Origin of the sequence: Streptomyces sp. NPDC093795, assembly GCF_044764665.1 — a bacterium.
GTDB lineage: Bacteria > Actinomycetota > Actinomycetes > Streptomycetales > Streptomycetaceae > Streptomyces.
On sequence record NZ_JBIWIO010000008.1, the window covers coordinates 91,097 to 117,337 of the forward strand.

At 71.0% G+C, this 26,241-nt stretch carries 2 protein-coding genes (1 of these 2 running past the window's edge); both read left to right on the forward strand.

What is annotated here, in order from left to right; genetic code table 11:
* Complete coding sequence (locus ACIRB7_RS22195; RefSeq protein ID WP_403601284.1) at positions 1–9,957, forward strand: amino acid adenylation domain-containing protein; 9,957 nt, start codon at positions 1–3, stop codon at positions 9,955–9,957.
* Positions 9,954–26,241: the 5' portion of a non-ribosomal peptide synthase/polyketide synthase gene (locus tag ACIRB7_RS22200; protein ID WP_403601286.1), read on the forward strand. It continues 4,361 nt past the right edge of the window; 16,288 of the gene's 20,649 nt are visible here — the first part of the coding sequence; its start codon is at positions 9,954–9,956; the stop codon falls past the right edge of the window. Before ACIRB7_RS22195 ends, ACIRB7_RS22200 begins: the two co-directional genes overlap by 4 nt.

Consider the following 26,241-nt stretch of genomic DNA (forward strand, 5'->3'; position numbering starts at 1 on the left):
ATGTCCGACGACGCCCGTACGCTCCGTCGACCCACCACCGCCGCCCAGCTGGGCATCTGGGTCGCCCAGCAACTGCAGCCGGACAGCCCCCTCTACAACTGCGGCGGCTACTACGAGATCGACGGCCCCGTGGACGTCGACGTCCTCGCCCGAGCGGTGCGCCAGGGCGTCGAGGAGACCGAGGCCCTGCGGTCGTACTTCGCCGAGGACACCGGCCGGGACGCCTCCGACACGCACGACGGCGAGCCGGGGCTCTGGCAGATGGTCACCTCGGCCGAGGACCGGCCGCTGAGCGTGGTCGACCTGCGTGAGGCGGCGGACCCGGAGGCCGAGGCGCACCGCTGGACGGCACGGGAGATGGCCCGGCCCTTCGACCTCTCCCGGGGCCCGCTCAGCGCGCAGACCCTGCTGCTCCTCTCCGACGAGCGCTCCTTCTACGTGCACCGCTACCACCACGCGGTCCTGGACGGCTTCGGGCACACCGTCTACACGGCCAGGGTCGCGGCCCTCTACCGCGCCTTCCTGGCCGACGAGCCCCCGGCTCCCTCGCCGTTCGTCTCCCTCGACCGGCTGGTCGCCGACGAGAGCGCCTACGCGGGCTCGCGGCGCCGGGAACGCGACCGCGCCCACTGGCGGGACGTCTTCCGGGACGTCCCGGAACCACTCTCGCTCGCGGACCGCGCCGCGGGCAGTACCCACAGCAGCCTGCGCCGGATCCGTGCGCTGCCGCAGGACCTGGCCGAGCGGCTCACCGCGCTCGCGGAGCGGCTCGGCGTCCCGTGGCCGGCCCTGGCCATCACGGCCGCCGCCACCTTCTACCACCGCATGACCGGCCGTACCGACGTCACGTTCGCACTGCCCCTGGCGGGCCGCACCGGCCGCACCGGCCTGACCACGCCCAGCGCCCTCGTCAACGTGCTGCCCATCCGCGTCCAGCCGGACCCGGACCGCACGGTCGCGGAGCTGACGGCCGAGGTCTCCCGCTCGCTCGCCGACGTCATCCGCCACCAGCGTTTCCGCGGCGAGGACCTCGTACGGGAACTGGGCCTGTCCGGCGGCCGCCAGGCCCGCCTCGGCCCGACCGTGAACGTGATGGCCTTCGCCGGCGAACTCGCCTTCGGCGACAGCCCGGCCCATGTGCACCCGCTCTCCACGGGTCCCGTGAACGACCTCAAGATCAACTTCTACGGCACCGCCACCTCGCGCGGCGGCATCCGCGTCGAGTTCGACGCCGACCCCGCCCTGTACGACGCCCGCGAGATCGAGGCCCACCAGGACCGCCTGGTGCGCGTCCTGGAGCGCATCGCCGCCGACCCGACCGAACGGGTGGGGGACGTGGACGTACTGGCTCCGGAGGAGCGGGAGCGGGTGTTGGTGGGGTGGAACGGTGAGGTTCGGGATGTTCGGGGTGTGTCGTTGCCGGTGTTGTTCGGGGAGCAGGTGGCGCGGACTCCGGATGCGGTGGCGGTGTCGTGTGACGGCCGGTCGCTGACGTATCGCGAGTTGGACCGTTGGTCGAATCGGGTGGCGCGTTGGCTGATCGGGCGGGGGGTGGGTGCTGAGTCGTTTGTGGGGGTGATGCTGCCGCGTTCGGTTGAGTTGGTGGTGGCGTTGCTGGGTGTGGTGAAGGCGGGGGGTGCGTATGTGCCGGTGGATGTGGAGTATCCGGCGGATCGTGTGGCGCAGATTCTTGGTGATGCGCGTCCGGTGATGGTGATCGATGATGTGTCGGTCCTTTCGGAGGCGGATGGGTTCGCTGATGGTCCGGTTTCGGATGGGGACCGGTTGGTTCCGTTGTCGTTGTCGCATCCGGTGTATGTGATTTTCACGTCGGGGTCGACGGGGCGGCCGAAGGGTGTGGTGGTTGAGCATCGTTCGGCGGGTGCGTATCTGGAGCGTGCTCGTGCGGTGTATGGCGATGCGGGAGGTTCGTCGTTGCTGCATTCGTCGGTGGCGTTCGATCTGACGGTGACAGCTCTTTACACGCCGCTGGTGTCGGGCGGCTGTGTGGTTCTCGCGGATCTGGACGAGAACGCGGGTGTGGTTGGCCGGCCGTCGTTCATGAAGGTGACGCCGTCGCATCTGGGTCTGCTGGAGGTTCTGCCGTCTGTGGTGTCTCCGTCGGGGACGTTGGTGACGGGTGGTGAGGCGCTGGTCGGCGAGGCCCTGGCTTCGTGGCGGGAGGCGCATCCCGATGCCCGGGTGGTGAACGCTTATGGTCCGACCGAGGCGACGGTGAACTGCACGGATTTCTGGATCGAGCCTGGTGCGGTGGTGGGTTCGGGTCCGGTTCCGATCGGTCGTCCGTTCTGGAACACGCGCGCCTATGTCCTCGATGCGCGTCTGCGGCCGGTGGCGCCGGGTGTTTCGGGTGAGCTGTATGTCGCGGGTGTGGTGCTGGCTCGCGGGTATTGGGAGCGTCCCGATTTGACGGGTGAGCGTTTCGTTGCTGATCCGTTTGGTCCGGCGGGTTCCCGGATGTATCGCACGGGTGATGTGGCGCGCTGGAATGCCGATGGGCAGCTGGTGTATGTCGGCCGGGTCGATGACCAGGTGAAGGTGCGGGGTTTCCGTATCGAGCTGGGTGAGATCCAGGCTGTTGTTTCCGCGCACGTGAATGTGTCCCGTGCCGCTGTGGTGGTGCGGGAGGACCGGGCGGGGGATCAGCGTCTGGTCGGCTATGTGGTGGGTTCGGCGGAGGGGCTGCGGGAGTTTGTCGCGGGTCGTCTGCCGGATTACATGGTGCCTTCCGCGTTCGTGGAGCTAGATGAACTGCCGTTGACGTCGAACGGCAAGCTCGACCGCAGGGCGCTGCCCGCGCCGGATTACGGCACCGAGTCCGCCGGCCGCGCCCCCCGTTCTCCGCGTGAGGAGATCCTGGCCGGTCTGTTCGCCGAGATCCTTGGGCTCATGGACGGTCCGGTGTCGATCGATGACGACTTCTTCCAGCTCGGTGGGCACTCCCTCCTTGCCACCAAGCTCGTCAGCCGCATCCGTACCGTCCTCGGTGTCGAGATGGGGGTCCGGCAGCTCTTCGACACCCCCACCGTCGCCGGCCTGACCACCGCCCTCGACCACGCCCACGGCGCGACCAGGGCCGCCCTGACCCCCGTCGACCCCCGGCCTGTCCGCGTACCCCTCTCGTACGCCCAGCAGCGGCTCCGCTTCCTTCAGCTCCTCGACGGCGACAGCACCGCCTACAACGCCCCGGGGGCCCTGCGGCTCAGCGGTCCGCTCGACCGGGAGGCCCTGCGGCTCGCGCTCTCCGACGTGGTCGCCCGGCACGAGAGCCTGCGGACCGTCTTCGCCGAGGACGACGAGGGCTTCGCGCAGCACGTCGTCCCGGCGCGCGAGGCCCCTGTCCGCTTCGAGGTGCGGGACGTCGACGAGGGCCGTCTCAAGGGCGAACTCCTCACCGCCGCCCGGCACCTCTTCGACCTCGCCTCGGAACTCCCGCTCCGTGCCACGCTGTTCGCCCTCTCCGAGGACGAGCACGTCCTGCTGATCCTCCTGCACCACATCGCGGGCGACGGCTGGTCCATGCGCCCCCTGGCCCGTGACCTCGCCGCCGCCTACACCGCGCGGGTCACCACGGGCGAGGCCCCGAACTGGGAGCCGCTGCCCGTCCAGTACGCGGACTACAGCCTCTGGCAGCGCGAGATCCTCGGCTCCGAGGACGACCCGGACAGCGAGATCTCCCGGCAGCTCGCCTACTGGAAGAGCGCCCTCACCGGGCTCCCCGACGAGCTGGCCCTGCCCGTCGACCGGCCTCGGACCGCCGAACTGTCCAGCCAGGGCGGACAGGTGACGTTCCGGATCCCCGCCTCGCTCCATCAGGAGCTGTACGCGCTCAGCGGCCGTACGCGCTCCAGTCTCTTCATGGTGCTCCAGGCCGCGCTCGCCGGTCTCCTCACCCGGCTCGGCGCCGGTACGGACATCCCGATCGGTACGCCGATCGCCGGCCGTACCGACACCGCCGTCGAGGAGCTGGTCGGCTTCTTCGCCAACACGCTGGTCCTGCGGACGGACACCTCCGGCGACCCCGACTTCACCCAGCTCGTCGCCCGGGTCCGTGAGGCGGACCTCGCGGCCTACGCCCACCAGGACCTGCCGTTCGAGCGGCTCGTCGAGGCGCTCAACCCCGAGCGTTCCCTCACCCGCCACCCCCTCTTCCAGGTCGGCCTGACCCTCCACAACGCCGACCCGCGGGCCACCGTCGCCGAGGTCGCCCGGCTGCCGAGGCTCGACGCGAGCCTGGAGCGGCTGCCCATCGAGGACACCAAGTTCGACCTCAACTTCGAGCTCACGGAGAGCTTCGACGAGGCGGGCCGCCCGGCCGGCATCGTCGCCGACCTGGAGTACAGCACCGGGCTCTTCGACGAGCCGTCGGCCCGCTCGACGGCGGACCGGCTGCTGCGGCTGCTCACCGAGGTCGCCGCCGACCCGGCCCGGCCGCTCTCCGCCGTCCCCCTGCTCGACGCGGCCGAGCGCGCCGCCGTGCTGGGGGAGTGGAGCGCCACGGACCGCACCCAGGTGGCCGAGGCCCTGGCCGAGGTCCTGCCCGAGGCGGCGCTGCCCGCCGGTGCGACGGCGACCCGGGCATGGATCCTCGACGACCGACTGCGCCCGGTCCCGCCGGGCGTCTCCGGCGACCTGTACGTGGCGGGCGACGGCCCCACCCCCGCCTCCAGCCCCACCCCCGCCTCCACCCCCACGGACGCGGCCCTCCCCGAGCGCATCACCCCCAGCCCCCTCCCCGGCGCCTCCTGGCTCTTCCGTACCGGCCGTACCGCCCGCTGGACCCACGGCGGCGCCCTCCGGCTCGCCCCGGAGACGGACGCCGGGCCGGCCACCGCCGACGCCGCGAGCGCGCTGAACGGTACCCTCCACGCCGCCCGTTCCCGGGGGCCGCGCAGCCCCCTGGAGCAGATCCTCCGCACCCTGTTCGTCGAGGTCCTCGGTGTCGCCGACGTCGGCATCGACGACGACTTCTTCGACCGGGGCGGCCACTCCCTGTCGGCCGTCCGGCTGCTCAGCCGGGTCCGCTCCGTCCTCGGCGCCGAGATCTCGATCCGTACCTTCTTCGAGAACCCGAGCGTCGCCGGACTCGCCGAGGCCTTCGCCCGCGCCGCCGGGGCGCGTCGCCCGCTCGTGCCCGTCGAGCGTCCGTCGCGGCTTCCCCTCTCGTACGCCCAGCAGCGTCTGTGGTTCCTCCACAACCTGGAGGGCCCGAGCGCCACGTACAACATCCCCGTCACCCTGCGGCTGACCGGCTATCTCGACCGGGCCGCGCTGCGGCAGGCGCTGACCGACGTCGTCGTACGACACGAGAGCCTGCGGACCCTGTTCGCCGAGGACGGCTCCGGCGCCCGTCAGGTGGTGCTGCCCGCCGAGCACGCCCGGCCGCAGCTCACGGAGGAGGAGGTCGCCGTCGAGGAGCTGGACGCCCGGATCCGGACCGCCGCCTCGTACGCCTTCGACCTACGGGCCGAACTCCCGCTCAAGGCTTGGCTGTTCGGCACTCCGACGGGCGAGCGGACACTGACGCTCGTCGTGCACCACATCGCCGGCGACGGCTGGTCGATGGGTCCCCTTGCCCGCGACATCTCCCGCGCCTACGCGGCCCGGGCCCGGGGCGAGGCGCCCGTGTGGGAGGCGCTGCCCGTGCAGTACGCCGACTACACGCTCTGGCAGCGCGAGATCCTCGGCTCCGAGGACGACCCGGAGAGCGAGATCTCCCGGCAGCTCGCCTACTGGAGCACGACGCTCGCCGGGCTCCCGGAGGAACTGGAGCTGCCCACCGACCGGCCCCGCCCGCCGAGCCAGTCGCACCGGGGCGGCCGGGTCGCCTTCGAGGTGCCCGCGAGCCTGCACGCGGCTCTCGCCGACCTCGCCCGCACCACCCGCACCAGCCTCTTCATGGTGATCCAAGCCGCTCTCGCCACCCTCCTGAACCGGCTCGGCGCCGGCACGGACATCCCGATCGGCACCCCCGTCGCCGGCAGGACCGACACCGCCGTCGAAGACCTCGTGGGCTTCTTCGTCAACACCCTCGTGCTGCGCACCGACACCTCCGGCGACCCCGACTTCACCGACCTCCTCTCCCGCGTACGGGAGACCAACCTCGGCGCCTACGCCCACCAGGACCTGCCCTTCGAGCGGCTCGTCGAAATCCTCAGCCCCGCCCGCTCGCTCGCCCGGCACCCCCTCTTCCAGGTGCTGCTCGGCCTCGACAACAACCAGGAGGCCCTGGACGTCCTGCGGCTCCCCGGCCTCACCGTCGACGTGCGGGCGCCCGAGACCGGGCGCGCCAAGTTCGACCTGGCGTTCTTCCTCGACGAGACGTACGGCCCCGACGGCACCCCCACCGGCCTGCACGGCGCCGTCGAGTTCAGCACCGACCTGTTCGACCGGGGCACGGCCACCGCCTTCGCCGAGCGGCTCCTCCGCGTCCTCGGCGCCGTCGCCGACGACCCGCACCGCCCCCTCGGCCGGCTCGACGTCATGACCGACGGCGAGCTCGCCACCCTGGAGGCCCGCAACCGGACCGCGCACGCCACCTCCCCGCGCTTCGTCCCCGAACTCGTCGAAGGGCAGGCCGCCGACGTCCCGCACGCCACGGCCGTCATCTCCGAGGCCGTCACCCTGTCCTACGGGGAGCTCAATGCCCGCGCCAACCGGCTGGCCCACCAGCTCGCCGCCCGGGGCGTCGGCGCCGAGGACATCGTCGTGATCGCCCTGCCCCGCTCCGCCGACATGATCGTCAGCCTGCTCGCCGCCCTCAAGACCGGCGCCGCCTACCTGACCCTCGACGTCAAGGCGCCCGAACAGCGGCTGCGCGCCGTCCTCGACGACTGCCGCCCCGCCGTCGTCCTCACCGACACCGCGCACCACGCCCTCCTGGGCGGGACCCACTCCGCCCGGACCCTCGTCCTCGACGCCGAGGACACCGGCCGGCTCCTCGCCGACGCCCCGGAGACCGACCTGACGGACGCCGACCGGGTCCGCCCCCTGGACCCGCGCCACCCCGCGTACGTCGTCTACACCTCGGGCTCCACCGGCACCCCCAAGGGGGTCGTGATGCCGATGGGCTCCCTGATGAACCTGCTCGCCTGGCACACCGGCACCTACTGCGGCGGCGTCGGCACCCGCACCGCCCAGTTCTGCGCGGTCTCCTTCGACTTCGCCGTCCAGGAGATCCTCCAGGCGCTCGTCGTCGGCAAGACCCTCGTCCTGCCCGAGGAGCAGACCCGGCTCGACGCCTACGAACTGGCCTCGTGGATCGCCCGCTACGGCATCAACGAACTCTTCGCGCCCACCCTCGTCATCGACGCCGTCCTCGCCGCCGCGGCCGACACCGGCGAACGCCTCGACTCGCTCACCGACCTCTTCCAGGGCGGCGAACAGTTCCGGCTCAGCGGCGACCTGCGGGCCTTCTGCTCCACCGGCTGGCGCCGCATGGCCCACAACATCTACGGCCCCGCCGAGGTCGCCGCCATCACCTCCTCGACCCTGCCCGAGGACATCGACGAGTGGCCCGGTTCGGCCCCCATCGGCGAACCCCTCTGGAACGCCACCGCCCACGTCCTCGACGAACGGCTCCGCCCCGTCGCCCCCGGCGTCCGCGGCGAGCTCTACATCGGCGGCGGCCAGATGGCCCGCGGCTACCAGGGCCGGCCCGACCGCACGGCGGAACGGTTCGTCGCCTCACCCTTCGGCCCGGCCGGCTCCCGGATGTACCGCACCGGCGACGTCGTCCGCTGGAACAGCGCCGGAGAGCTGGAGTTCCTCGGCCGCTCCGACCACCAGACCAAGATCGGCGGCTTCCGCGTCGAACCCGGCGAGGTCGAGGCCGTCCTCTCCGAGCACCCCGCCGTCGAGACCGCCGCCGTCCTCACCCGCGAGGACACCCCCGGGACCGTACGCCTCGTCGCCTACGTCGTACCCGAAGGGCCCCGGCAGCCCCAGGCCGACGCCGACCTGGGACGCACCCTGCGCAGTCACATCGCCGGACACCTGCCCCACTACATGGTGCCGTCCGCCGTCGTCGTCCTGCCCGAACTCCCCCTGACCGCGAACGGCAAGCTCGACCGGGCCGCGCTCCCCGCCCCCGGCACTCCCACGGGAGCCACCGGCGACACCGGTTTTGAGGGGCCCCGTACCGACCGTGAGAAGACGCTCTGCGCCCTCTTCGCCGACGTCCTCGGCGTCGCCGACGTCGGCATCGACGACGGGTTCTTCGACCTCGGCGGCGACAGCATCATGTCGATCCAGCTGGTCAGCAAGGCCCGCCGGGCCGGACTCGCACTGACCGTCCGCGACATCTTCGAGCACCGCACCGTCGCCGCCCTCGCCCCCGTCGTCACCGAGTCCACCGGCGTCGCCGCCGAAGAACCCGGAGCCGCCCTCGGCGAGGTCCCGCACACGCCCATCAACCACTGGCTCCTCGACCGCGCCGACGACCTCGACGCCTTCCACATGTCCGCCGTCCTCCAGGCCCCCGCCGGCCTCGACCCCGACCACCTGAACCGCGCCGTCCAGGCCCTCCTCGACCACCACGACGCCCTCCGCTCCCGCCTCACCCCGGGCCCCGACCGCCGCATGGAGATACCGGAACCCGGCACCGTCGACGCCGCCGACGTCATCCGCCACGTCGACGCCACCGGCCACGAAGGGGACGCACTCACCACGCTCCTCCGTACCGAGGGCGAAGCCGCCCGCGACCGGCTCGACCTCGCCGCGGGACGCGTCGTCCAGGCCGTCCGCTTCGACCGCGGGCCCGACACCCCCGGACTGCTCCTCCTCGTCATCCACCACCTCGTCGTCGACGGAGTCTCCTGGCGGATCCTCGTCCCCGACCTCGCCGAGGCCCACGAGGCCGCCGCCGCCGGGCGCACCCCCGAACTCCAGGCCGTCGGCACCTCCCTGCGACGCTGGGCACAGCGCCTCACCGAAGAGGCCGCCAAACCCGCCTGGGCGGCCGACGCCGCCTGGTGGCAGACCGTCCTGCGCACCCCCGACCCGCGCCTCGGCCGACGGGCCCTCGACCCGTCCCGGGACACGTACGCCACCTCGGGACGCGTCGAGACGACCCTCCCCGCGGACCTCACCGAGGCCGTCCTCACCAAGGTCCCCGCCGCGTTCCACGCCGAGGTCAACGACGTCCTGCTCACCGCCTTCACCCTCGCCTGGACGCGCTGGCGCGGCGGCGGCGGACTCCTCCTCGACCTGGAGGGCCACGGCCGCGAGGAGCACCTGGTGGACGGCGCCGACCTGTCCCGTACCGTCGGCTGGTTCACCAACCTCTACCCCGTACGCCTGGACACCGGACCCGCCGACCTCGCCGAGGCCTTCGACGGCGGCCCCGCCGCCGGCACCGCCCTCAAGACGGTCAAGGAACAGCTCAGGGGCGTCCCCGACAAGGGCATGGGCTACGGACTGGTCCGCCGCCTCAACCCCGACACGGCCGCCGGATTCACCGGGCTGCCCGAACCCCAGGTCGCCTTCAACTACCTCGGGCGCTTCGCCACCGGAGGCAGCGGCCCCGTCGCCGACTTCACCCCCCTCAGCGGCATCGACGCCGTCCCCGGCGACCCCGACCGGCTGCCCCTGGCCCACCCCCTCGAACTCAACGCCCGCACCGAGGACGGCCCCGGCGGCTCCCGCCTGGTCGCCTTCTGGACCTGGGCCGAAGGCATCCTCGACGAGACCGACGTCCGCGCCCTCGCCGACCTCTGGTTCCAGGCACTCGAAGCCCTCGTCACCCACGCACGTGACCCCCTCGCCGGCGGCCTCACGCCCTCCGACCTCTCCCTCTCCTCCCTCACCCAGGACGAGATCGACGACTTCGAGGACGAGTTCGACGACCTGTTCGGCGACGTCCCCACCGGCGGCGAAGCGTTCGCCGCACTCGACGACGTACACGCTCCCGAAGACGAGGAAGAGGCCCAGAAGTGAGTCGCACCCCGCGGAAGATCGAGGACATCCTGTCGCTGGCCCCGCTCCAGGAGGGCCTGCTCTTCCACAGCGTCTACGACGAGGAGGGCCTCGACCCCTACGTCGTCCAGATCTCCTTCGACATCGACGGCGCCCTCGACACGGCCGCTCTCCGGACCGCCGCACAGGCACTGCTCGCCCGCCACGCCAACCTGCGCGTCGCGTTCCGGCAGCGCAAGAACGGCGACTGGGCCCAGCTCGTCATGCGCGACGTACCGCTGCCCTGGACCGAGACCGACCTCACCGGCCTCCCCGAGGACGAGCGCGCCGCCGCGGCCGACGCCGCCGTCACCGCCGACCGCACCGCCCGCTTCGACGTCACCCGGCCCCCGCTGCTCCGCTTCACCCTGCTCAAGACCGGGCCGGACCGGCACCGCCTCGTCCTGACCAACCACCACCTCCTCATGGACGGCTGGTCCCTGCCCGTCCTCATGGGTGAACTCTTCGCGCTGTACGACACCGGCGCCGACACCGGCTCCCTGCCCCCGGCCCGCCCCTACCGCGACTACCTCGCCTGGCTGGAGCGCCAGGACAAGGACGCCGCCCGCGCCGCCTGGCGCGAGGCCTACGCGGACCTCGCCGAACCCACCCACGTGGCCCCCGACGCCGGCCGGGCCGCCGTCGCCGGCGCCGAGGTGCAGACCGTCCTCGACAGCGACGCCACCACCGCCCTCGGCGAGATCGCCCGCGGCCGCGGCCTCACCCTCAACAGCGTCGTCCAGGCCGCCTGGGCCATCGCCCTCAGCACCCACACCGGCCGCGACGACATCGTCTTCGGCACCACCGTCAACGGCCGCCCCCCGGAGATCGACGGCGTCGAGCGCATGGTCGGCCTCTTCATCAACACCCTGCCGACCCGCGTCCGCCTCCACCCCGCCGAGCCCCTCGCCGCGCTCGTCAGCCGCGTCCAGGACGAACAGGCCCGCCTCACCCCGCACCAGCACCTCGGCCTCGCCGAGGTCCAGCGTGCCGTCGGCCACGGCGAACTCTTCGACACCTCCATGGTGTTCCAGAACTACCCGGTCAGCCGCACCGGCACCGCCGGCACCGGCATCGGCGCCGCCATCAGCCTCGTACCCGGCAAGAGTCGCGAGGCCACCCACTACCCGCTGCTGCTCATCGCCTCCGCCCGCGACACGATGCGCTTCCGCCTCAACTACCGGCCCGACGTCTTCGACGCCGCCACCGCGCAGCGGGTCCTCGACCGTTTCGTCCGCGTCCTGCGCGGCCTCGTCGCCGCCCCCGGCCAGCCCGTCGGCCGGCTCGCCCTCCTCGGCGACGACGAGCGCCACGACGCCCTGCTGCGCTGGAACGACACCGCGCGCGACGTCCCCGAGGACACCACCGTCCTCGACCTCCTCCGCGAGCAGACCGCCCGCACCCCCCACGCCCCCGCCGTCACCGGCACCGACGGCACCCTCGACTACGCCGAACTCGACGCCCGCTCCAGCCGCCTCGCGCACCTCCTCATCGCCCGCGGCGCGGCCCCCGAGCGGTTCGTCGCCATCGCACTGCCCCGCACCACCGAGATGGTCGTCGCGCTCCTCGCCGTCCTCAAGGCCGGCGCCGCCTACCTGCCCGTCGACCCCGACTACCCTGCCGAACGCATCGAGTTCATGCTCGACGACACCCGGCCCGCCCTCCTCGTCACCACCCGCGACCTCGCCGGAGCCCTCCCCGACACCGGCACCCCGCGCCTCCTCCTCGACGCCCCGGACCTCGCCGACGCGCTGACGGCCCTTGCCGGGGACGAGCCGAGCGACGCCGACCGCCACAGCCCCCTGCGGCCCGCCCACCCCGCCTACGTCATCTACACCTCGGGCTCGACCGGCCGCCCCAAGGGCGTCGTCATCGAACACCGCTCCCTCGGCGCCTATCTGCAGTGGGGCCGCGACGCCTACCCGGCGATGACCGGCACCTCCCTGCTCCACTCGCCGATCTCCTTCGACCTCACCGTCACCGCCCTCTACACGACCCTCGTCTCCGGCGGCCTCGTCCGCGTCGCCGAACTCGACGAGACCACCGCCGAAGGCGCCACCCCCACCTTCCTCAAGGGCACCCCCAGCGTCCTCGCCCTCCTCGAAGCCCTGCCCGCCGACGTCTCCCCGAGCGGTCTCGTCATGCTCGGCGGCGAACTCCTCCTCGGCGAGGTCATCGACCGCTGGCGGGCCCGCCGCCCCCAGGCCGACGTCCTGAACGTGTACGGAGCCACCGAGGCGACCGTCAACAGCGTCCAGTACCTCATCCCCGCCGGCGCCCCCTCCCCGACCGGCCCGGTCCCCGTCGGCCGCCCGTTCTGGAGCACCCAGGTGTACGTCCTCGACAGCGCCCTGCGGCCCGTCCCCGCCGGCGTCCCCGGCGAGGCGTACATCGCCGGCACCGGCCTCGCCCGCGGCTACTGGCACCGCGCCGGCCTCACCTCGGAGCGCTTCGTCGCCAACCCGTACGGCCCGCCCGGCTCCCGCATGTACCGCACCGGCGACGTCCTGCGCTGGAACCACGACGGACTCCTCGAGTTCGTCGGCCGCGGCGACGGCCAGGTCAAGCTCCGCGGCTACCGCATCGAACTCGGCGAGATCGAAGCCGTCCTCGCCGCCCACGGCCACGTCACCCAGGCCGCCGTCCTCCTCCGCGAGGACCAGCCCGGCGACAAGCGCCTCGTCGCCTACGCCGCCACCGGGGGCCGCACCGTCACCCCGGAGGACCTGCGGGCGCTGGCGGCCGAGCAGCTGCCGGAGTACATGGTGCCGTCGGCGTTCGTGACGCTCGACGCGTTCCCGCTCACCCCGAACGGGAAGCTGGACCGGCGGGCCCTTCCCACGCCGGAGTACGGGACGGAGTCGGCCGGCCGCGCGCCGCGCTCGCCGCGCGAGGAGATCCTGGCCGGGCTGTTCGCCGAGACCCTCGGCCTGCCCGGTGCGGTGTCGATCGACGACGACTTCTTCCAGCTCGGCGGGCATTCCCTCCTCGCGACGAAGCTCGTCAGCCGCGTCCGGAGCGTTCTCGGGGCCGAGATGGCCATCCGCCAGCTCTTCGACACCCCGACCGTCGCCGGCCTCTCCGGCGCCCTCGACACCGGCAACGGCAGCGCACGTCTCCCGCTCACGGCAGCGGTCCCACGACCGGACCGCATCCCCCTGTCGTACGCCCAGCAGCGCCTCTGGTTCCTCAACCGGTTCGAGGGCCCCAGCGCCGCCTACAACTCCCCGGTGGCGCTCCGGCTGACCGGCACCCTGGACCGCGACGCCCTGCGGGCCGCGATCGGGGACCTCGTGGGCCGGCACGAGACCCTGCGCACGGTCTTCGCCGAGGACGGGGAAGGCTCGGCGTACCAGGTGGTCCTGGACGCCGCCGTACACGGTGGGGACGGTGGGGAAGAGGCGCTCGGTCTCACCCCGGAGAAGGTGGACGAGGCCGGTCTCCGGAACGCCCTCCTGGCCGCCGCGAGCCACACCTTCGACCTCACCCGCGACACCCCCCTCCGCGTCCGCCTCTTCGAGCTCGCCGCCGACGAACACGTCCTGCTCCTCCTCACCCACCACGTCGCCACCGACGCCTGGTCCCGCGCCCCGCTCGCCCGCGACCTCACGGCCGCCTACGCGGCGCGGGTCTCCGGCGAGGCCCCGGCGTGGCAGCCGCTGCCGGTGCAGTACGCGGACTACAGCCTCTGGCAGCGCGAACTCATGGGAACGGGCGACGGTACGGACGGCGCGGACGGGGAACTCGCCCGTCAGCTGACGTACTGGAAGAAGACCCTGGCGGACCTCCCCGAGGAACTCCCCCTCCCCTTCGACCGGCCGCGCCCGGCCACCGCCTCCCACGACGGCGACACGATCACCTTCGAACTGTCGCCGGAACTCCACGAGCGGCTGGGGCGGACGGCCCGCGAGCACCGGGCGAGTGTGTTCATGGTGCTCCAGGCGGGTCTGGCGACGCTGCTCAGCCGGTTGGGCGCGGGGGAGGACATTCCGCTGGGGACGCCGATCGCGGGTCGTACGGATGATGCTCTGGACGATCTGGTCGGGTTCTTCGTGAACACGCTGGTGCTGCGGACGGATGTGTCGGGTGATCCGACGTTCGCGGAGCTGATCGAGCGGGTGCGGGTGGCGGATCTGGAGGCGTACGCGCATCAGGACCTGCCGTTCGAGCGGCTGGTGGAGGCGGTGAACCCGGAGCGGTCCCTCGCTCGGCACCCCCTCTTCCAGACCATGCTCAACCTGAACAACGCGGGACCGGTCGAAGCGCTGGACGAGATAGCCAAGCTCCCGGGACTGACGGTCCGCCACGAGCCCCTGGAGACCAACCGCGTCAAGTTCGACCTCGGCTTCTCCTTCGCCGAATCCCACAGCACCACCGGAACACCCGGCGGCCTCCGCGGCGCCCTCCAGTACCGCACCGATCTCTTCGACCGGGTGACGGCGCAGGGGATCGCGGATCGTTTCGTTCGGGTGCTTGGGGAGTTGTGTGCGGAGCCGAGCCGGCCTGTGGGCGATGTCGAGGTGCTCGATGTCGTGGAGCGGGAGCGGGTGTTGGTGGGGTGGAACGGTGAGGTGCGGGATGTTCGGGGTGTGTCGTTGCCGGTGTTGTTCGCGGAGCAGGTGGCGCGGACTCCGAATGCCGTGGCGGTGTCCTGTGACGGAAAGTCGCTGACGTATGGGGAGTTGGACCGTTGGTCGAATCGGGTGGCGCGTTGGTTGGTCGGTCGGGGGGTGGGGGCTGAGTCGTTTGTGGGGGTGATGTTGCCGCGTTCGGTTGAGCTGGTGGTGGCGTTGCTGGGTGTGGTGAAGGCGGGGGGTGCGTATGTGCCGGTGGATGTGGAGTATCCGGCGGATCGTGTGGCGCAGATTCTTGGTGATGCGCGTCCGGTGATGGTGATCGATGATGTGTCGGTTCTTTCGGAGGCGGATGGGTTTTCGGATGGTCCGGTTTCGGATGCCGATCGGTTGGTTCCTGTGTCGCTTTCGCATCCGGTGTATGTGATTTTCACGTCGGGGTCGACGGGGCGCCCGAAGGGTGTGGTGGTCGAGCATCGTTCGGTGGGCGCTTATCTGGAGCGTGCTCGTGCGGTGTACGGCGATGCGGGTGGTTCGTCGTTGCTGCATTCGTCGGTGGCGTTCGATCTGACGGTGACGGCGTTGTATACGCCGCTGGTTTCCGGTGGTTCGGTCGTGCTTGCGGAACTCGACGAGAACGCTGGTACGGGCATGGTGGGCCGGCCGTCGTTCATGAAGGTGACGCCGTCGCATCTGGGTCTGCTGGAGGTTCTGCCGTCTGTGGCGTCTCCGTCGGGGACGCTGGTGACCGGTGGTGAGGCGCTGGTCGGCGAGGCCCTGGCTTCGTGGCGGGAGGCGCATCCGGATGTGCGGGTGGTGAACGCTTATGGTCCGACCGAGGCGACGGTGAACTGCACGGATTTCTGGATCGAGCCCGGTGCGGTGGTGGGTTCGGGTCCGGTTCCGATCGGTCGTCCGTTCTGGAACACGCGCGCCTATGTCCTCGATGCGCGTCTGCGGCCGGTGGCGCCGGGTGTTTCGGGTGAGCTGTATGTCGCGGGTGTGGTGCTGGCCCGGGGATATTGGGAGCGTCCCGATTTGACGGGTGAGCGTTTCGTTGCTGATCCGTTTGGTCCGGCGGGTTCCCGGATGTATCGCACGGGTGATGTGGCGCGGTGGAATGCCGATGGGCAGCTGGTGTATGTCGGTCGTGTCGATGATCAGGTGAAGGTGCGGGGTTTCCGTATCGAGCTGGGTGAGATTCAGGCTGTTGTTTCCGCGCACGCACATGTGTCCCGTGCTGCCGTGGTCGTACGGGAGGACCGGGCGGGGGATCAGCGTCTGGTCGCTTATGTCGTCGGTTCCGCTGATGGTCTGCGGGAGTTTGTCGCGGGTCGTCTGCCGGATTACATGGTGCCTTCCGCGTTCGTGGAGCTGGATGAACTGCCGTTGACGTCGAACGGCAAGCTCGACCGCAGGGCTCTCCCCGCCCCGGATTACGGCACCGAGTCCGTCGGCCGCGCTCCCCGTTCTCCGCGTGAGGAGATCCTGGCCGGCCTGTTCGCCGAGATCCTTGGGCTCACGGCTGGTCCGGTGTCGATCGATGACGACTTCTTCCAGCTCGGTGGGCACTCCCTCCTTGCCACCAAGCTCGTCAGCCGCATCCGTACCGTCCTCGGTGTCGAACTCCCCATTCGGCAGCTCTTCGAGACGCCCACCGTCGCCGGCCTGGCCGACGCCCTGGAGCAGCTGAGCGGCGATGTCCGACGCGGAGTCGTGGCCGTTGTGCCCCGGCCCGAACGGATCCCGCTCTCGTACGCACAGCAGCGTCTGTGGTTCCTCAACCAGTTCGAGGGGCCCAGCGCTACGTACAACGCCCCGGTCGCGCTACGGCTCACCGGCTCGCTCGACCGGGAGGCCCTGCGGCTCGCGCTCTCCGACGTGGTCACCCGCCACGAGAGCCTGAGGACCGTCTTCGCCGAGGACGCCGACGGTGCGCACCAGAGGGTGCTGTCCGTCGACTCCGCCGACATCCCCCTGCCTGTCGGTTCGCTCGACGAGGAGCAGCTGACCGAGGCCCTGGCTGTCGCCGCGGCCCGGCCCTTCGACCTCTCGCGGGAGCTTCCCTTCCGCGCCGAGCTGTTCGCCCTCGCACAGGACGACCACGTCCTGCTGCTCGTCACCCACCACATCGTGAGTGACGCGTGGTCGCGCGGGCCGCTGGCGCGCGATCTGACGACGGCGTACGCGACGCGCGTCGCGGGTGACGTGCCGGTGGGGGAGCCGCTGCCGGTGCAGTACGCGGACTACAGCCTGTGGCAGCGCGATGTCCTCGGTTCGGAGGAGGACCCGGAGAGCGAGATCTCGCGCCAGCTCACGTACTGGAAGGACGCCCTCGCCGGACTCCCCGACGAGCTGGAGCTGCCGTTCGACCGGTCGCGCCCGGCTGCGGCCTCGTACCAGGGCGACCGGCTCACCTTCCGTCTGCCCGAGGAGCTCGCAGCCGCGATCGCGCGCACGGCGCGCGGCGCGCAGGCGAGCCCGTTCATGGTGCTCCAGGCGGCACTGGCGGCGCTCCTCACCCGGCTGGGTGCGGGGGAGGACATCCCGATCGGTACGCCGATCGCCGGCCGTACCGACGACGCCCTCGACGACCTCATCGGCGTTTTCCTGAACACGCTGGTCCTGCGTACGGACACGGCGGGGAACCCGACCTTCGGCGAACTCGTCGCCCGGGTACGCGAGACCAGTCTGCGCGCCTACGCGCACCAGGACCTGCCCTTCGAGCGGCTCGTCGAAGCGGTGAACCCCGAGCGCTCACTGGCCCGGCACCCGCTGTTCCAGATCCTGCTGACCTTCAACAACACCGACTACCAGGGCGCCCTCGACACCCTCGACGAGCTGCCCGGCCTCACCGTCGCGCGTCAGACGGTCGAGACTTCCGCGGCCAAGTTCGACCTCGCGTTCGGCTTCTCGGAGCGGGCCGGCGGCCTCGACGGCGTACTGGAGTTCAGCACCGACCTGTTCGACCGGGACACGGCCGGTTCGCTCGTCGACCGGCTCCTGCGCCTCCTCTCGGCGGCCGTCGCCGCGCCCGCGACCCCCATCGGTTCCCTCGAACTCCTCGATGAGGTGGAGGAGGGTCTGGTGGTGTCGGGGTGGAACGAGACGGTGTGTGAGGTGCCGGGTCGTTCGGTGGTGGAGTTGTTCGCCGAGCGGGTGGTGTCGTCGCCGGGTGCGGTGGCGGTGGTGGCCGGTGGTGTGTCGGTGTCGTACGCGGAGTTGGACGTGCGTGCGGAGCGGCTTGCGCGGTTGTTGGTGGCGCGTGGTGTGGTGGCTGAGCGGTTCGTGGCGGTGGCGTTGCCGAGGTCGGTGGATCTGGTGGTGGCGTTGCTGGCGGTGTGGAAGGCGGGGGGTGCGTATCTGCCGTTGGACACGGAGTATCCGGCGGATCGGCTGGCGTACATGCTCGCCGACGCCGACCCCGCGCTCGTCCTGACGAACAGCCAGATGCTGGCTGAACTGCCCGACTTCACCATGCCTGCCCTGCTTCTGGACGCGCAGGACACCGAAGCGGCACTCACGGCCCCCCTGCCGGCCGACGCCGAGCCCCTGACTCCGCCCACTTCCTCCCGGTCGGCGTACGTGATCTATACGTCGGGGTCGACGGGTCGGCCGAAGGGTGTGGTGGTTCCGCAGGGTGCGTTCGTGAACTTCCTCGCTTCGATGGGTGACCGGTTCGGTCTGGCAGCGGGTGACCGGCTGCTTGCGGTGACGACGGTCGGTTTCGACATTGCGGGTCTTGAGCTGTTCGTGCCGTTGCTGAGTGGTGCTGCTGTGGTGGTGGCCGCTCGGGATGTGGTGCGGGACCCGGCGGGTCTGTGCCGCCTCGCGGTCGAGGCGGAAGCGACGGTGATGCAGGCGACGCCTTCGTTGTGGCGTGCGGTTCTGGCGGAGGATCCGTCGGTCGTGGAGCGGCTGCGGGTGTTGGTCGGTGGTGAGGCGTTGCCGTCGGACCTCGCGGTCGGTCTGGCTGAGCGCGCTGTGTCGGTGACGAACCTGTACGGGCCGACGGAGACGACGGTGTGGTCGACGGCGTGGGAGGTGACGAAGGGCAACGCGAGGGCTCCGAGGATCGGTCGTCCGATCGCGAACACGCAGGTGTTCGTGCTGGACGGTGGTCTGCGGCCGGTGCCGGTGGGTGTTCCGGGTGAGCTGTACATCGCGGGCGAGGGTGTTGTGCGCGGTTATCACGGCCGGCCGGGCCTGACGGCGGAACGTTTTGTCGCGGACCCGTTCGGTTCGGCGGGGTCGCGGATGTATCGCACGGGCGACCTGGTGCGGTGGACCAAGGATGGGGAGCTGGAATACCTGTCCCGGGTCGATGACCAGGTCAAGCTGCGTGGTTTCCGTATCGAGCTGGGTGAGATCGAGGCTGTGCTGGCCTCGCACGAGAGCGTCGCTCAGGCAGCGGTGCTCGTGCGGGAGGACCGCCCCGGTGACAAGCGCCTCGCCGCGTATGTGGTGGCGACGTCCGACAGCGAGGGGCCGGTGATCGCCGACCTGCGTGCGCTGGCGGCCGAGCAGCTGCCGGAGTACATGGTGCCGTCGGCGTTCGTGACGCTCGACGCGTTCCCGCTCACCCCGAACGGGAAGCTGGACCGGCGGGCGCTGCCCGCACCCGAGTACGGGGTGGAGTCGGCCGGGCGTGCTCCGCGCTCGCCGCGTGAGGAGATCCTCGCCGGGCTGTTCGCCGAGACGCTGGGTCTGACCCACGCCGTCTCCATCGACGACGACTTCTTCCAGCTGGGCGGGCACTCCCTGCTCGCCACGAAGCTCGTCAGCCGCATCCGCAGCGTCCTGGACGTCGAACTCGCCGTCCGGCAGATCTTCGAAGCGCCCACCGTCGCCGCACTCGCCACGAGGCTGGACGAGTCCGCGAGCGCCCGTGCCAGGGTCAAGGCCGTGGCCCGGCGTCCCGAGCGGCTCCCGCTCTCGCTCTCCCAGCAGCGGCTGTGGTTCCTCCACCAGTTCGAGGGGCCGAGCTCCACGTACAACATCCCGGTGGCCCTGCGGCTGTCGGGCCCGCTCGACGAAGAGGCCCTGGGACGCGCCCTGACCGAGGTCGTGATCCGGCACGAGAGCCTGCGGACCGTCTTCGCCGAGGACGCCGACGGCTCCGCCCACCAGGTCGTCCTCGACGCCGCTCGCGCCGCCGAGGTCGAGCTGCGTGCGACGGACGTCGCGGCCGACGCGCTCGACGACGCACTCCGCGCCGAGATACGCACGCCGTTCGACCTGACGCGGGATCTCCCCCTGCGCGCCCGGTTGTTCAGGCTGGGCGACGACGAGTACGTCCTGCTGGCGGTCGTCCACCACATCGCGGGCGACGCCTGGTCGATGGGCCCGCTGGCCCGCGACCTCGCCACCGCCTACGCGGCCCACACGCTGGGCACGGCTCCGGCCTGGCAGCCGCTGCCGGTGCAGTACGCGGACTACAGCCTCTGGCAGCGTGAGCTGCTCGGGTCGGAGGAGGACGCGCAGAGCGAGCTCTCGCGTCAGCTGTCCTACTGGCGGGAGACCCTGACGGGTCTGCCGGAGGAGCTGGTCCTGCCCTTCGACCGGCCGCGGCCGGCGACCGCCTCGTACGAGGGCGACCGGGTCACCTTCGCCTTCCCCGAGGGACTCCACGAGCGGCTCATCGAAGTCGCCCGCGACCACCGGGCCAGCTTCTTCATGGTCCTCCAGGCCGGTCTGGCGACGTTGCTCTCCCGTCTCGGGGCGGGGGAGGACATCCCCCTGGGCACCCCGATCGCGGGCCGTACGGACGACGCTCTGGACGACCTGGTCGGGTTCTTCGTGAACACGCTGGTGCTGCGGACGGATGTGTCGGGTGATCCGACGTTCGCGGAGCTGATCGAGCGGGTGCGGGTGGCGGATCTGGAGGCGTACGCGCATCAGGACCTGCCGTTCGAGCGGCTGGTGGAGGCGGTGAACCCCGAGCGGTCTCTCGCCCGGCACCCTCTCTTCCAGACCATGCTCGTCCTCAACAACACCGAATCCGATGCCGCTTCGGCCGTCGCCTCCCTGCCGGGCCTCGACGTGACGAGCCAGCCCGTCGGAGCGGGCGCAGCCAAGTTCGACCTCTCCTTCCGCCTCTCGGAGCACGGAGGCGCTCTGGACTTCAGCACCGATCTCTTCGACCGGGTGACGGCGCAGGGGATCGTGGATCGTTTCGTGCGGGTGCTGGGTGAGCTGTCTGCCGATCCTTCCCGTCCTGTGGGCGATGTCGAGGTGCTCGATGTCGTGGAGCGGGAGCGGGTGTTGGTGGAGTGGAACGGTGAGGTGCGGGATGTGCGGGGTGTGTCGTTGCCGGGGTTGTTCGCGGAGCAGGTGGCGCGGACGCCGGATGCGGTGGCGGTGGTGTGCGACGGGCGGTCTTTGACGTACGGAGAGTTGGACCGTTGGTCGAATCGGGTGGCGCGGTGGCTGATCGGGCGGGGGGTGGGGGCTGAGTCGTTCGTGGGGGTGATGCTGCCGCGTTCGGTGGAGTTGGTGGTGGCGTTGCTGGGTGTGGTGAAGGCGGGTGGTGCGTATGTGCCGGTGGATGTGGAGTATCCGGCGGATCGTGTGGCGCAGATTCTTGGTGATGCGCGTCCGGTGATGGTGATCGACGATGTGTCGGTCCTGTCGGAGGCGGAGGGTTTCGCCGAGGACCCGGTGCCGGTTGCCGTGTCGTTGTCGCATCCGGTGTATGTGATCTTCACGTCGGGGTCGACGGGCCGGCCGAAGGGTGTGGTGGTCGAGCATCGTTCGGTGGGCGCGTATCTGGAGCGTGCTCGCGCGGTCTACGGCGATGCAGGTGGTTCTTCCCTTCTGCATTCGTCGGTGGCGTTCGACCTGACGGTGACGGCGCTCTATACGCCGTTGGTATCGGGCGGCTGTGTGGTCCTGGGCGATCTGGACGAGAACGCGGGTACGGGTTTCACCGGTCGACCGTCGTTCATGAAGGTGACGCCGTCGCATCTGGGTCTGCTGGAGGTTCTGCCGTCTGTGGTGTCTCCGTCGGGGACGTTGGTGACGGGTGGTGAGGCGCTGGTCGGCGAGGCCCTGGCTTCGTGGCGGGAGGCGCATCCGGATGTGCGGGTGGTGAACGCTTATGGTCCGACCGAGGCGACGGTGAACTGCACGGATTTCTGGATCGAGCCTGGTGCGGTGGTGGGTTCGGGTCCGGTTCCGATCGGTCGTCCGTTCTGGAACACGCGCGCCTATGTCCTCGATGCGCGTCTGCGGCCGGTGGCGCCGGGTGTTTCGGGTGAGCTGTATGTCGCGGGTGTGGTGCTGGCCCGGGGATATTGGGAGCGTCCCGATTTGACGGGTGAGCGTTTCGTTGCTGATCCGTTTGGTCCGGCGGGTTCCCGGATGTATCGCACGGGTGATGTGGCGCGCTGGAATGCCGATGGGCAGCTGGTGTATGTCGGTCGTGTCGATGACCAGGTGAAGGTACGGGGTTTCCGTATCGAGCTGGGTGAGATCCAGGCGGTGGTGAGCGCCTTCCCGTCGATTTCCCGTGCCGCTGTGGTGGTGCGGGAGGACCGGGCGGGGGATCAGCGTCTGGTCGGCTATGTGGTGGGTTCGGCGGAGGGTCTGCGGGAGTTCGTGGCGGGTCGTCTGCCGGATTACATGGTGCCGTCCGCGTTCGTGGAGCTGGATGAACTGCCGTTGACGTCGAACGGCAAGCTCGACCGCAGGGCTCTCCCCGCGCCGGATTACGGCACCGAGTCGGTCGGCCGCGCCCCCCGCTCGCCGCGTGAGGAGATCCTGGCCGGCCTGTTCGCCGAGATCCTCGGGCTCATGGACGGTCCGGTGTCGATCGATGACGACTTCTTCCAGCTCGGTGGGCACTCCCTCCTTGCCACCAAGCTCGTCAGCCGCATCCGTACCGTCCTCGGTGTCGAGATGGGGGTCCGGCAGCTCTTCGACACCCCCACCGTCGCCGGCCTGACCACCGCCCTCGACCACGCCCACAGTGCCCGCTCCGCCCTCCGGGCGGTCACGCCCAGGCCGGAGCGCGTACCTCTGTCCTACGCCCAGCAGCGTCTCTGGTTCCTCAACCGGTTCGAGGGCCCCAGCGCCACCTACAACATCCCCGTGGCCCTCCGCCTCGGCGGTCCGCTCGACCGGGAGGCCCTGCGTCTCGCGCTCTCCGACGTGGTCACGCGCCACGAGAGCCTGCGGACCGTCTTCGCCGAGGACGCCGACGGCGCGTACCAGATCGTCCGGAGCGCGGACGACGTCCGGTTCGAGCTGCCCGTCGTGGCGGTGGCGCCGGAGGAGGCGGAGGCGCGGCTGAAGGAGGCCGTGCGCCGGGGGTTCGATCTCTCCTCCGAACTCCCGCTCCGCGCCACGCTCTTCGCGGTCTCCGAGGACGAGCACGTCCTGCTGATCCTCCTGCACCACATCGTGAGCGACGCGTGGTCGCGCGGGCCGCTGGCCCGGGATCTGACGGCCGCGTACGCCCACCGGGTCGCGGGCGAGGCCCCCGACTGGCAGCCGCTGCCGGTGCAGTACGCGGACTACAGCCTGTGGCAGCGCGAGGTGCTCGGTTCCGAGGACGACGCGGACAGCGAGATCTCGCGCCAGCTCACGTACTGGAAGGGCGCCCTCGCCGGGCTGCCGGACCAACTGGAGCTGCCGTTCGACCGGTCGCGTCCTGCTGTGGCCTCGTACCGCGGCGAGAGGATCCCGTTCGAGATCCCGGCCGTGCTCTACCGGCGGGTGACGGAGCTGGCACGGGAGGCTCAGGCGAGCCCGTTCATGGTGCTCCAGGCGGCGCTGGCGGCGCTTCTCACCCGGCTGGGTGCGGGGGAGGACATCCCGATCGGTACGCCGATCGCCGGCCGTACCGACGACGCACTCGACGACCTCATCGGCGTCTTCATCAACACGCTCGTCCTGCGCACGGACACCTCCGGCCGGCCCTCCGCCCGCTCGCTCGTGGAGCGCGTACGGAAGCAGAACCTGGCCGCGTACGCGCACCAGGACCTGCCCTTCGAGCGGCTCGTCGAGGTCGTGAACCCCGAGCGGTCGCTGGCGCGGCACCCGCTGTTCCAGGTGCTGCTCGCGCTCAACAACACCGACACGGCCACGACCGAGCAGGCCGCACGACAGCTGCCCGGGCTCACCGTGTCCCGGGCCGCGGCCGAGACGGGGGCGGGCAAGTTCGACCTGTCCTTCGCCTTCGCCGATCACCCTGGCGCGGCCGGCGGTCTCGACGGCGTACTGGAGTTCAGCACCGACCTGTTCGACGCGTCCACCGTCGAGGAGCTCGGCCGGCGTTATCTGCGGCTGCTCCAGGGCATGGTCGACGCCCCCGACGCTCCACTCGACCGCATCGGACTTCTCGATGAGGTGGAGGAGGGTCTGGTGGTGTCGGGGTGGAACGAGACGGCGTGTGAGGTGCCGGGTCGTTCGGTGGTGGAGTTGTTCGCCGAGCGGGTGGTGTCGTCGCCGGATGCGGTGGCGGTGGTGGCCGGTGGTGTGTCGGTGTCGTACGCGGAGTTGGACGTGCGTGCGGAGCGCCTCGCGCGGTTGTTGGTGGCGCGTGGTGTGGTGGCGGAGCGGTTTGTGGCGGTGGCGTTGCCGAGGTCGGTGGATCTGGTGGTGGCGTTGCTGGCGGTGTGGAAGGCGGGGGGTGCGTATCTGCCGTTGGACACGGAGTATCCGGCGGATCGGCTGGCGTACATGCTCGCCGACGCCGACCCCGCGCTCGTCGTCACCACGAGTGAACTCGCCGCCGAGCTCCCGGACTTCGCTGTTCCGAGACTTCTGCTCGACGACCCGTCGCTTCCCGCGGAGCTCGACACCGCCGAGGCGAACGCGCCGACACTCACCGGATCCGCATCCGACAACTCCGCGTATGTGATCTATACGTCGGGGTCGACGGGTCGGCCGAAGGGTGTGGTGGTTCCGCAGGGTGCGTTCGTGAACTTCCTGGTGTCGATGGGTGACCGGTTCGGTCTGGGGTCGGGTGACCGGCTGCTTGCGGTGACGACGGTCGGTTTCGACATTGCGGGTCTTGAGTTGTTCGTGCCGTTGCTGAGTGGTGCTGCTGTGGTGGTGGCTGCTCGGGATGTGGTGCGGGATCCGGCGGGTCTGTGCCGTCTCGCGGTCGAGGCGGAAGCGACGGTGATGCAGGCGACGCCTTCGTTGTGGCGTGCGGTGCTGGCGGAGGATCCGTCGGTCGTGGAGCGGCTGCGGGTGTTGGTCGGTGGTGAGGCGTTGCCGTCGGACCTGGCCGTTGGTCTGGCTGAGCGTGCGGTGTCGGTGACGAACCTGTACGGGCCGACGGAGACGACGGTGTGGTCGACGGCGTGGGAGGTGACGAAGGACAACGCGAGGGCTCCGAGGATCGGTCGTCCGATCGCGAACACGCAGGTGTTCGTGCTGGACGGTGGTCTGCGGCCGGTGCCGGTGGGCGTTCCCGGTGAGCTCTACATCGCGGGCGAGGGTGTTGTGCGCGGTTATCACGGCCGGCCGGGCCTGACGGCGGAGCGGTTCGTGGCTGATCCGTTCGGGTCGGCGGGGTCGCGGATGTATCGCACGGGTGACCTGGTGCGGTGGACCAAGGACGGAGAGCTGGAGTATCTCTCCCGGGTCGATGACCAGGTCAAGCTGCGTGGTTTCCGTATCGAGCTCGGCGAGATCGAAGCGGTGCTCGCGGCTCACGAGAAGGTCGCTCAGGCGGCGGTGCTCGTACGGGAAGACCGCCCGGGTGACAAGCGCCTCGCCGCATACGTCGTCCCGGCTCAGAATGGCAACGGCCCGGTGGTCGCGGAGCTGCGTGCGCTGGCGGCCGAGCGGCTGCCGGAGTACATGGTGCCGTCGGCGTTCGTGACGCTCGACGCGTTCCCGCTCACCCCGAACGGGAAGCTCGACCGCCGCTCCCTTCCCGCGCCCGACTACGGAACCGAGTCCGCCGGCCGTGCGCCGCGTTCCCCGCGCGAGGAGATCCTCGCCGGGCTGTACGCCGAGACCCTCGGACTGACCGGTGGCGTCTCGATCGACGACGACTTCTTCCAGCTCGGCGGGCATTCCCTCCTCGCGACGAAGCTCGTCAGCCGCATCCGGAGCGTCCTGGACGTCGAACTCGCCGTCCGGCAGATCTTCGAGGCGCCCACGATCGCCGCACTCGCCACCGTGCTCGACGCGGCCACCGGCGCGCGCGGCAGGGTGGTCCGTGCCGTGCGGCCGGCACACGTGCCTCTGTCGCACGCCCAGCAGCGGCTGTGGTTCCTCCAGCACCTGGAGGGGCCGAGCGACGCGTACAACATGCCGGTCTCGGTGAACCTGACCGGTCAGGTCGACGAGGAGGCCCTGCGCCTCGCCCTCGCCGATGTCGCGGCCCGGCACGAGAGCCTGCGGACCGTCCTCGCCGAGGGCAACGACGGCTCCGCCTACCAGATGGTCCTCGCTCCCGCGCTGGTGCGGGTGCCGCTGGTCGTCGAGCACGCCGCCGACGAGGCGGCGGCCGACCGGCTCATGCGGCGCGCGGCCGGCTACGTCTTCGACCTCGGCTCCGAGGCGCCCCTGCGGGCCTGGCTCGTCCGACTCCCCTCGGAGACCGGGGACGGTACGACCGACGACGGTGCCACCGGGGAAAGGGGGGAGCGCGAGCGCAGCGCCCTGCTGCTCCTCACGCACCACATCGCGGGTGACGCCTGGTCGCGCGGCATCCTGGTCCGCGACCTCA

What these genes read in the sequence shown, in the direction of transcription:
- ACIRB7_RS22195 (WP_403601284.1), top strand. Translation starts at nt 1, where the DNA reads ATGTCCGACGACGCCCGTACGCTCCGTCGACCCACCACCGCCGCCCAG.